Annotated in this window: 10 protein-coding genes and 1 rRNA gene; all 11 read right to left on the bottom strand. The window is 39.1% G+C overall.

The genetic code is table 11. The features are described 5' to 3' along the window. A 16S ribosomal RNA gene (locus ACY3XC_RS27450) occupies positions 1-70 on the bottom strand; the annotation flags it as partial. Between the two features lie 345 nt (positions 71-415). Next, positions 416-1,900: a lysine--tRNA ligase gene (gene lysS, locus ACY3XC_RS27445; RefSeq protein ID WP_464871376.1), complete on the bottom strand. Its 1,485-nt coding sequence runs from the start codon at positions 1,898-1,900 to the stop codon at positions 416-418. 208 nt (positions 1,901-2,108) lie between these two features. Then, positions 2,109-3,107: a tRNA dihydrouridine synthase DusB gene (gene dusB, locus ACY3XC_RS27440; RefSeq protein WP_464871375.1), complete on the bottom strand. Its 999-nt coding sequence runs from the start codon at positions 3,105-3,107 to the stop codon at positions 2,109-2,111. Between the two features lie 18 nt (positions 3,108-3,125). Next, positions 3,126-3,332, bottom strand: a complete 207-nt coding sequence (locus tag ACY3XC_RS27435; RefSeq protein ID WP_179161529.1) for a helix-turn-helix domain-containing protein — start codon at positions 3,330-3,332, stop codon at positions 3,126-3,128. Then, entirely contained in the window at positions 3,284-3,811 is a 528-nt protein-coding gene (folK, locus tag ACY3XC_RS27430; protein ID WP_464871373.1) for a 2-amino-4-hydroxy-6-hydroxymethyldihydropteridine diphosphokinase, read from the bottom strand. Before folK ends, ACY3XC_RS27435 begins: the two co-directional genes overlap by 49 nt. 2 nt (positions 3,812-3,813) lie before the next feature. Beyond that, positions 3,814-4,173 (bottom strand): dihydroneopterin aldolase, encoded by a 360-nt coding sequence (gene folB / locus ACY3XC_RS27425; protein WP_464871372.1) that lies wholly within the window; start codon positions 4,171-4,173, stop codon positions 3,814-3,816. Then, positions 4,166-4,939 carry a dihydropteroate synthase gene (folP, locus tag ACY3XC_RS27420; protein WP_464871380.1) on the bottom strand — a complete coding sequence of 258 codons (774 nt, stop codon included), beginning with the start codon at positions 4,937-4,939 and terminating at the stop codon, positions 4,166-4,168. Before folP ends, folB begins: the two co-directional genes overlap by 8 nt. 470 nt (positions 4,940-5,409) lie before the next feature. Further along, entirely contained in the window at positions 5,410-6,336 is a 927-nt protein-coding gene (gene cysK, locus ACY3XC_RS27415) for a cysteine synthase A (RefSeq protein WP_179161526.1), read from the bottom strand. Between the two features lie 149 nt (positions 6,337-6,485). Beyond that, positions 6,486-7,364 (bottom strand): peptidyl-prolyl cis-trans isomerase, encoded by an 879-nt coding sequence (locus ACY3XC_RS27410; RefSeq protein WP_464871371.1) that lies wholly within the window; start codon positions 7,362-7,364, stop codon positions 6,486-6,488. A 20-nt stretch (positions 7,365-7,384) separates the two neighbouring features. Further along, positions 7,385-8,263 (bottom strand): Hsp33 family molecular chaperone HslO, encoded by an 879-nt coding sequence (gene hslO / locus ACY3XC_RS27405; protein ID WP_464871370.1) that lies wholly within the window; start codon positions 8,261-8,263, stop codon positions 7,385-7,387. A gap of 14 nt (positions 8,264-8,277) precedes the next feature. Then, positions 8,278-9,063, bottom strand: a complete 786-nt coding sequence (locus ACY3XC_RS27400; protein WP_464871369.1) for a type III pantothenate kinase — start codon at positions 9,061-9,063, stop codon at positions 8,278-8,280. Between the last annotated feature and the right edge of the window lie 53 nt (positions 9,064-9,116).

The following is a 9,116-nucleotide window of genomic DNA, read 5'->3' as shown; positions in this document are numbered from 1 at the left end:
TTCGCTCGACTTGCATGTATTAGGCACGCCGCCAGCGTTCGTCCTGAGCCAGGATCAAACTCTCCAAGAAAGTTGATTAGCTCAAAAATGTTACGTTGGCTTAGCTTTTATAAAAAGCTAAAAAAATGTTTGTTGACGTTCTTGTTTGTTTAGTTTTCAATGAGCAATTAATCATATCGCCCAAAAGCGACTTAATCATCTTATCAAGTTATTAACTTAATGTCAACAACTTTTTAACTTCTTTTTTTAAAATGTTGTTTGTTTCGCAACAACAGATATTAATATACCACCATTGATTCTTCAGTGCAATACCTTTTTGAACTTATTTGTCCAATATACTAAAATAACAATTTTCAATTTTCTTTTAGCAAGAAAACAAAAAAGCACCAGTTGCCCAGTGCTTTCCATACTAATATTATCGATGACGCATTAATGGGAATAGTAGTACGTCACGAATGGATGGAGAATTAGTTAATAACATAACAATCCGATCGATACCGATTCCTAATCCACCCGTAGGAGGCATTCCATATTCCAAAGCCTCTACAAAGTCCTCGTCCATTTCATGTGCTTCATCATTACCCTGTTCACGCTCTTTTAATTGCGCTTCAAAACGTTCTCTTTGATCAATCGGGTCATTTAACTCAGTAAATGCATTAGCATGTTCACGAGCAACGATAAATAATTCGAACCGATCCGTAAATCTTGGGTCTTCTTCATTTTTCTTAGCAAGTGGTGAGATTTCAACCGGATGGCCATAAATGAAAGTTGGCTGGATTAACTTTTCCTCAACCTTTTGCTCAAAGAATTCATTAACAATATGACCATATAGCATATGTTCGGTAATTTCTACCCCATGTTCCTTCGCAATCGCACGGGCTTCTTCTACACTCATCTCTTTCCAGAAGTCTACACCTGTGAATTCTTTTATTGCATCAACCATGTGTAATCTTTTCCACTCTGGTTCGAGGTTCACTTCATACTCTCCGTACTGGACAGTAGTTGTTCCTAATACTTCTTTAGCAATGTGGGCAATTAAATTTTCAGTCAGACTCATAATGTCCTGGTAATCCGCATATGCCTCGTATAACTCAATCATCGTAAACTCTGGATTGTGGCGAGTAGAAACACCTTCGTTACGGAAAACACGGCCAATTTCGTATACTTTTTCAAGGCCTCCAACGATCAGACGCTTTAAGTGCAGTTCAATGGCAATCCGCATGTAAAGTTCCATATCTAGTGCATTATGGTGAGTAATGAAGGGTCTTGCTGAAGCACCACCTGCAATAGAATGCATCATTGGTGTTTCCACCTCTAAATAGCCATGATTATCTAAGTAACGACGCATCGATTGAATAATCTTGCTTCGTGTAATAAAAGTAAATCTGCTTTCTTGGCTCATAATGAGATCTAGGTAACGTTGACGATAGCGCTGTTCTACATCCTTAAGCCCGTGAAATTTATCTGGCAGGGGACGAAGAGCCTTTGTCAAAAACTCAAACTCTTGAACTTTTACAGAAAGTTCACCGACCTTTGTTTTAAATAACGTACCCTTTACACCAATGATATCTCCTAGATCCGATGAATCAAATACTTCATAAGCCTCCGCACCAATCGCATCAACTCTTACGTATACTTGAATTTGCCCTGTGAGGTCTTGGATATTAGCAAATCCCGCTTTACCCTTACCGCGTTTCGTCATTATTCTACCCGCAAGAGTAACGGAAACATCTTTCGCTTCAAGGTCTCCTTTTTCTAATTCAGCATATTGCTCTACTAATTCTTTAATATTATGAGAACGATCATACCGCTTCCCAAAAGGATCAAGCCCTCTTTCACGCATGGCGTTCATTTTATCACGTCTGACCTGCAGCTGGTCATTTAATTCTTCTTGACTCATACCTAATCAACTCCAATTACTTTCTTTTTATGTAAACCTTGGTTACATGAGACGCACAATCAGTTTTTCTACATACTTTATTATTTTACACAAACTTGAGAATTCAGACATCAAAAAAGTTCTTTATAAATAAAAACTGCCAGTATTTCACTGGCAGTCATGTGTTTAAACAAAGCTATTATAGAAAAAGAGCCGTAATATGTCAACTTTAGCCAACGGTTACTTGGCTTTCCTTCTCTTCTACGTCTGCGACCATATCATTTAATAAGGTAACCAATTGATTACGGGTATTACACTCATTAATCGCACTTCTTACTTTTGCATTGCCTTTTACACCTTTTAAATACCATGCTGCATGTTTACGCATTTCTCTTACCGCTACATACTCACTTTTCAAAGCAATTAAACGGTCTAGGTGTAAAATACATACATCCATTTTTTCTCGAACGGAAGGCTCGCCCATAAGTTTACCCGTTTCAAGGAATTGAACAGTACGGTAGATCATCCATGGATTTCCTAGAGCTGCTCTCCCTATCATTACACCATCCACACCAGTTTCATCGAGCATTCTTTTGGCATCTTGTGGGGTTTGCACATCTCCATTCCCAATAATCGGGATATTTACGGACTGCTTAACTTCTCGAATAATGTCCCAGTTTGCTGTTCCTTCATACATTTGAACGCGCGTTCGCCCATGAAGTGCAATAGCTTGGCCGCCGGCTCTTTCTACCGCTTGTGCATTTTTAACAGCAAAAATATGTTCTTCGTCCCAACCCATACGCATTTTAACAGTTACAGGTTTTTCTACTGCATCTACAACCGCAGATACCATCTCATAAATTTTATCTGGGTCTAACAGCCATTTCGCTCCAGCGTCACATTTTGTGATTTTTGGGACAGGACAACCCATATTGATATCGATAATATCCGCATTCGTATTTTTATCTACAAATTGCGCTGCTTCAACAAGAGTTTTCTTTTCGCCGCCAAAAATCTGCAGGCTTAATGGTTTTTCACGTTCATCGATGTAAAGCATATTCATCGTCTTTTCATTTTTAAGTACGATTCCTTTATCACTGACCATTTCCGCACAAACTAAACCAGCGCCGAACTCTTTAACCGTTAGACGGAAGGCATAGTTACAGACACCAGCCATTGGTGCTAAAACGACTTGATTTTTCATTTCGATATTGCCGATTTTCAACATACGATCATCCCTCCCATTCTATTCGTTTGGCGATAGTTCCTCTATGGTAATATTTAAGGTTTGACCGATTTTATTTAGTAACTCACCAGTAGGCAGGCGGTTCCCTCTTTCGATTTCTCCTATAATTGATACTGATACACCAAGTTCCTTCGCGAAGCTTTCTTGTGTGTAGCCCTTTAGCTTCCGATAGGCTCGAATACGTCTTCCCCATTTTTCCGCTTCCATATTCGGACTCCTTCTTTGTTAGGTAATTCTTTGATCCATGCTTCAAGTGGTTTATCTGTATTTGGAATGATTATGTCAGGTTTTATCTCTGACAAAGGAATCATGACAAAATTCCGCTCTAGCATCCGTGGATGCGGAATAATTAGTTTCTCTGTTTCAATATTTTCTTGGTTATAAAGGAGAATGTCAAGGTCAATTGTTCTTGGCCCCCATACAAATTCCCTTTTCCTTCCAAGTTCTAGCTCGAGTTTCAAACAAATATCTAGTAATTCATGGGCACTGAGCGAAGTCATTACCTCAATCACCATATTTAAAAATAAATCTTGATCCTCGTATCCCACAGGTTCCGTTTCATAGACGGAGGAGATATTTACCATTCTAATTTCAGAATGATTTGCAAGTTGTTTTATTGCTTCTGTCAAATAATCATACCTGTTTCCGATGTTTGATCCAAGGGCAATAAATGCTGTATTTTCCATTTTTATCTTCTCCTTGTAATTTCAACTGCAACAGACCGATAATGCCCAGGTATTGGCGGATCTGGTTTGATAACCGTTACAGTTGCTTCAGAAACAAGAGTAAATTGCCTCAAAACGGTTTCTGCAATTTTTTCTGCTACTGCTTCAACAAGTTTATACGGTTTTCCCTCTACGATTTCTTTACACACCTGAAATAACTCGCCATAGTTTACCGAATACTCTAGTTCATCACTTTCACCGGCTTTTTTTAAATCTACTGCCACCATTAAATCTACAATAAAGCGCTGGCCAAGTTTTGTTTCCTCAGGAAAAACACCATGATACCCATAGAATTCCATTTGGTTTACAAATATTTTATCCAAGGCTGACTCCCTTCCCCAATAGAACATCCATCATTTTTGCCATTCTGCTCATTTCCTTAACATCATGGATACGAATGATCTGGCACCCCTTTTGAATTCCATAACAAACCGTTGCTCCAGTCCCTTCCATTCTTTCCTTTACTGGAAGATCAAGCGCTTGTCCAATCATTGATTTTTTTGATGTTCCTAAAAGGACAGGGTAGCCAAGAGCCGTTAGCGTATCCAGATTTTGCATCATCATAATATTCTCATTCAAGTCTTTAGCAAAACCGATTCCCGGGTCTAAAATAATCTGATCATCTCGTACTCCTGCTTGTTTGACGATATTGATACTCTCGTAAAGGTCATTTAACACGTCTCTTATGAAAAGGGAGTAGTCTCGGTCATTTCGATTGTGCATGAGGATAATAGGGACATTATATTTTGCAGCCACCGCTGCCATTCCTTCATCTGCCTTTGCACCCCAGATATCATTAATAATATGGGCACCCGCTTCAATCGCGCTTTGGGCAACCTTCGCTTTATATGTATCGATCGAAATAGGAACCTTCACATGTTTAGATATGGCTTCTATGACTGGAACTATACGCTCAATCTCTTCTTCCTCAGAAATAACAGTATATCCTGGACGGGTAGATTCACCGCCAATATCAATGATATCAGCTCCATTTTCAACCATTTCTTGGGCATGCTCAATGGCCTGTTCTAAACTATTGTATTTTCCCCCATCTGAGAATGAATCAGGGGTTGCATTTAAAATCCCCATAATATAGGTTTTTTTACCGAAGTCTAACTGATATGGTCCGCATTTAATACTGTAATTCCCAGATGTCTGCACCCTTAAAACCTCCACTAATTTTATACTTCTTACATCATACAAGAAAAATGTTTTTTAAAGCAAAGGCTGTGTTATGATTCATTGTTGATTTTCGTGTAGGGTTGATGATTCATAGGCGGAGAATTTCCGCCTATTGTATATAAAGGATCCTTACTAAGCATATATAAGCGGAAATATTCCGGTTAACTGCTTTAATTATGACAAAACCCAATGATTTGGATCCAATAACCGGAAAAACTCCGCTTATTATGAAGGTAAAAATGGCTATTTCTCAATTTAAACGGAAATTCTCCGCTTATTTTCCAAACACAGTAAGATCAACATTCAGCTTTAAACAGCCAAAGCAAAAAAAAGAGGCTTAGCTCTATGCTAAAACCTCTCCTAAGTTACTAATTAGCCTAGCCTTCATATTGGTAAAGAGGTGTACTTAAATAACGTTCTCCATTATCAGGAATAATCGCAAGTACTTTTTTACCTTTTCCTAATTCTTTCGCCACTTTTAATGCTGCAGAGATAGCTGCACCTGAAGAAATCCCTCCAAGAATCCCTTCCTCTCTAGCTGCACGTCGTGATGCTTCAAATGCTTCATCTGCAGTAATTTGAATAACTTCATCATAGATATCTGTATTTAAAGTAGCTGGAATAAATCCTGCTCCAAGCCCTTGAAGTTTGTGCGGACCCGGTTTTCCTCCTGACAATACTGCTGAATCAGTTGGTTCAACCGCATAAATTTTAACATTAGGGATTTGTTCTTTAAGAACACTTCCTGCTCCTGAAATAGTACCGCCTGTACCGATACCTGATACAAATGCGTCTAAATCTGGCATTTGCTCAACAATTTCCTTACCTGTTGTTCTTCTATGAACCTCAGGATTGGCCTCGTTTTCGAATTGCTGCGGCACAAAGTACCCATTCTCAGCAGCAATTGCATTTGCCTTAGCAATCGCACCTTTCATTCCTTCAGGTCCTGGTGTAAGTATAAGCTCGGCTCCGTATGCACGCAGCAAGTTTCTTCTTTCTAAGCTCATTGTTTCAGGCATTACAAAAATTGCTTTGTACCCTTTAGCAGCTGCAATCATTGCTAAACCGATACCAGTATTTCCACTTGTAGGTTCAATAATTGTGTCGACTCCAGGTTTAATTAAACCCTTCTCTTCTGCAGCTTCAATCATTGCTAACCCAATACGGTCTTTTACACTGCTTCCAGGGTTAAAATATTCAAGCTTTAAATATACCTCTGCACTGTTTTCATCTACTAATCTGTTTAATTTCACAATAGGAGTTTGACCAACTAAATCTGCAATTGAATTCGCTACACGTACCATTAGAGCACCTCTTCCTTATTCCGAGTATTTTTATTGGTATTATAGTAAATCTATCAGTTTTCTACTGGTTTTGTCAACCGTTATACTGTGTAAAAATTCCAAAATTATTAAATGAAAACACAGAAAAATATTTCTGTGCTTCTCTTGAGTTAGTCCTCATTTCCGTAAAACCAATCTACTTTTGTTTCTTCCCAAAAGGTTGTGGCAGAGGCTGATGTTTTCATTTGTTCAAGCGCGATTTCTCTGCGTATTTGCTGTTTAACATCCTTATAAGCGTACTTTTTCCCCTTCATTTCCCCTTCAAGCTTAACAATAGCATAGCCTTGTTCCACTTTAATTGGCTCACTCCAAGCACCCTTTTTTAACTTCTTTGCTGCATCAAGGTATTCAGAAGGATACCTTTCATCCCCATCCATAATATAACCGATGTCTCCGCCTTCATTGGCAGAAAATTCTTCAATGGACCTTTCCATCGCTAGAGCAGCAAAACTTGACCCTTGGGACAATTCTTTGATTGCCTTTTCTGCTTCATTACTTGATTTCACAATAATATGTGATAAATGATAGGCGGTGGGAATTGCAAATAGTTCCTTATTCGCTTCAAAATAAGCCTTCATTTCTTTTTCAGAAACCTTTACATCTCTGGTTAAGATTTCTTCCTGAAGCAGACTATTACGAATATGCTCTTTCCACTTTTTCTCCGTAGTCTTTTTGTTTTCAGCTGGCGAACTGTATGTAGTTTGAAGGATTCTATACTCACGATCTACATCATTCTCTGAGACCTTAATATTATACTTGGCTGCCATTTCTTTAATAACCTTTTGATCAATCATGTCTTTTAGTACATCTTTTCCGTATCGAGACTCTAACTCATTAAGCCACTCTTGCCTTGTAATTTCACCTTTCCCCACGGTAGCAACCACTTCATCATTATTTGTTTCTTTCCCTTTTGAAAGGAGAAAGACATTCGTTAGACAGTTCAATAATATAAGCGCTGCAATAACGATCCAAAGCTTCTTTCGTCTCAAAAACTCCTCCCCCCGCGTTGTTATTTTGCCTGGCTTTTTAGTTCTTCTAGTTCTTCTTTCGTGAAGAGATATTTTTCATTGCAAAAGTGACAATGAGCCTCTGCCTGTCCATCTTCTACAATCATATCCTCAATTTCAGCTTTTCCCAGGCCGACAATTGCATCTGCAAATCGGTTCTTTGAACACACACACCGAAATTGAACAGGCATTGTTTCTAGTACATTTACTTGCTGCTTTCCGAACAGCTCCTCCAAAATTTCTTCTGGAGTAAGACCTTGTTTTACTAATTTAGAAATTGGAGGTATCGTTTTTAAACGCTCTTCTACCTTGGTAATGGTTTCATCCTGTATTCCCGGCATTAACTGAAAAATAAACCCGCCCGCTGCTAGGATGGTATCATCCGGATTTACCAAAACACCTACCCCAACAGAGGAAGGCACCTGTTCCGAAGTGGCAAAGTAATAGGTGAAGTCTTCCCCTAATTCTCCAGAGACGATGGGTACTAAACCTGAGAAGAAATCACGAAGGCCCGTATCCTTTACAACCGATAGTGTACCGTCAGTGCCAACCGCGCGGCGAACATCTAACTTCCCATGCTCATTTGCTTCAAAGTCCACTTCGGGGTTTGAAACATAGCCCCGGACATCCCCTTTTGCATTACTATCGACTAAGATGACACCAATCGGTCCGCCTCCGTCAATTTTGATGGTTAATTTGTCTTCACCCTTTAGCATTGCCCCCATCATAACTCCAGCTGTTAGGGATCGTCCTAGGGCCGCTGAGGCAGTCCGCCATGTTTGATGCCGGCGCTGTGCTTCAGAAACTACCCCCGTTGTACGTACTGCATACGCTCTGATTTGGCCATTATAAGCCAAAGCTTTTACTAAATAATCAGTCATTATGTAACTCCTTTCTAGTTGCTAGTTCTTATGTTCTCCATATTTCTTTTATAGATAAGCTGTAATCCTTTTAATGTTAAAAATGGGTCAACGATGTCAATAATCTTTGATTCCTGTGCAATTAATGAAGATAAGCCTCCTGTAGCAATGACAGTCGGTTTTTGTTCACTCTGATCCATCATTCTTTTTACAATACCTTCAACCTGACCTACATAACCATAGACAATTCCAGCCTGCATGGCCGCTACTGTATTTTTCCCAATTACACCTTCAGGACGGGCTATATCAATTCTTGGCAGTTTGGCTGCCTTCGAATATAGAGCCTCCGTTGAGATGCCAATCCCTGGCGCAATAGCACCGCCCATATATTGACGTTGTTCATTGATATAGCAATAAGTTGTTGCCGTACCAAAATCAACAATAATCAACGGGCTCCCATATTCATGAATAGCAGCAACCGCATTAACGATACGGTCAGCCCCTACTTCTCTAGGATTTTCATATTTTATATTAAGACCTGTTTTCATCCCTGGACCTACCACTAACGGACTGATTTGGAAGTACTTTTTACACATTCTTTCTAGAGCAAACATAATAGGCGGAACAACTGAAGAAATGATAATTCCATCTATTTGGGAAAACGAAAGACCAGAAGCATCAAATAGGGATTTAATAATCATCCCAAATTCATCCTCTGTTCGGTTTCGGTTTGTTTCAACGCGCCAATGATACTTAAGTTCTTCCCCATTATATACACCTAAAACAGTATTTGTATTACCTACGTCAAATACGAAAATCAACAGAATCACTCACTTTTCTGATTTTTCTTTAGGGCTCTTTTTGTAAGAAAAGA

This window comes from Bacillus sp. CZDM1 (genome assembly GCF_055502545.1).
Note: the sequence above shows the minus strand (reverse complement) of the source record. Positions and strands in the feature narration are given on the sequence as shown.

Excerpts from the sequence above, each read along its gene's own strand:
- lysS (WP_464871376.1), bottom strand. The coding sequence starts at position 1,900 with ATGAGTCAAGAAGAATTAAATGACCAGCTGCAGGTCAGACGTGATAAA.
- dusB (WP_464871375.1), bottom strand. The coding sequence starts at position 3,107 with ATGTTGAAAATCGGCAATATCGAAATGAAAAATCAAGTCGTTTTAGCA.
- ACY3XC_RS27435 (WP_179161529.1), bottom strand. The coding sequence starts at position 3,332 with ATGGAAGCGGAAAAATGGGGAAGACGTATTCGAGCCTATCGGAAGCTA.
- folK (WP_464871373.1), bottom strand. The coding sequence starts at position 3,811 with ATGGAAAATACAGCATTTATTGCCCTTGGATCAAACATCGGAAACAGG.
- folP (WP_464871380.1), bottom strand. The coding sequence starts at position 4,939 with ATGGGGATTTTAAATGCAACCCCTGATTCATTCTCAGATGGGGGAAAA.
- cysK (WP_179161526.1), bottom strand. The coding sequence starts at position 6,336 with ATGGTACGTGTAGCGAATTCAATTGCAGATTTAGTTGGTCAAACTCCT.
- hslO (WP_464871370.1), bottom strand. The coding sequence starts at position 8,263 with ATGACTGATTATTTAGTAAAAGCTTTGGCTTATAATGGCCAAATCAGA.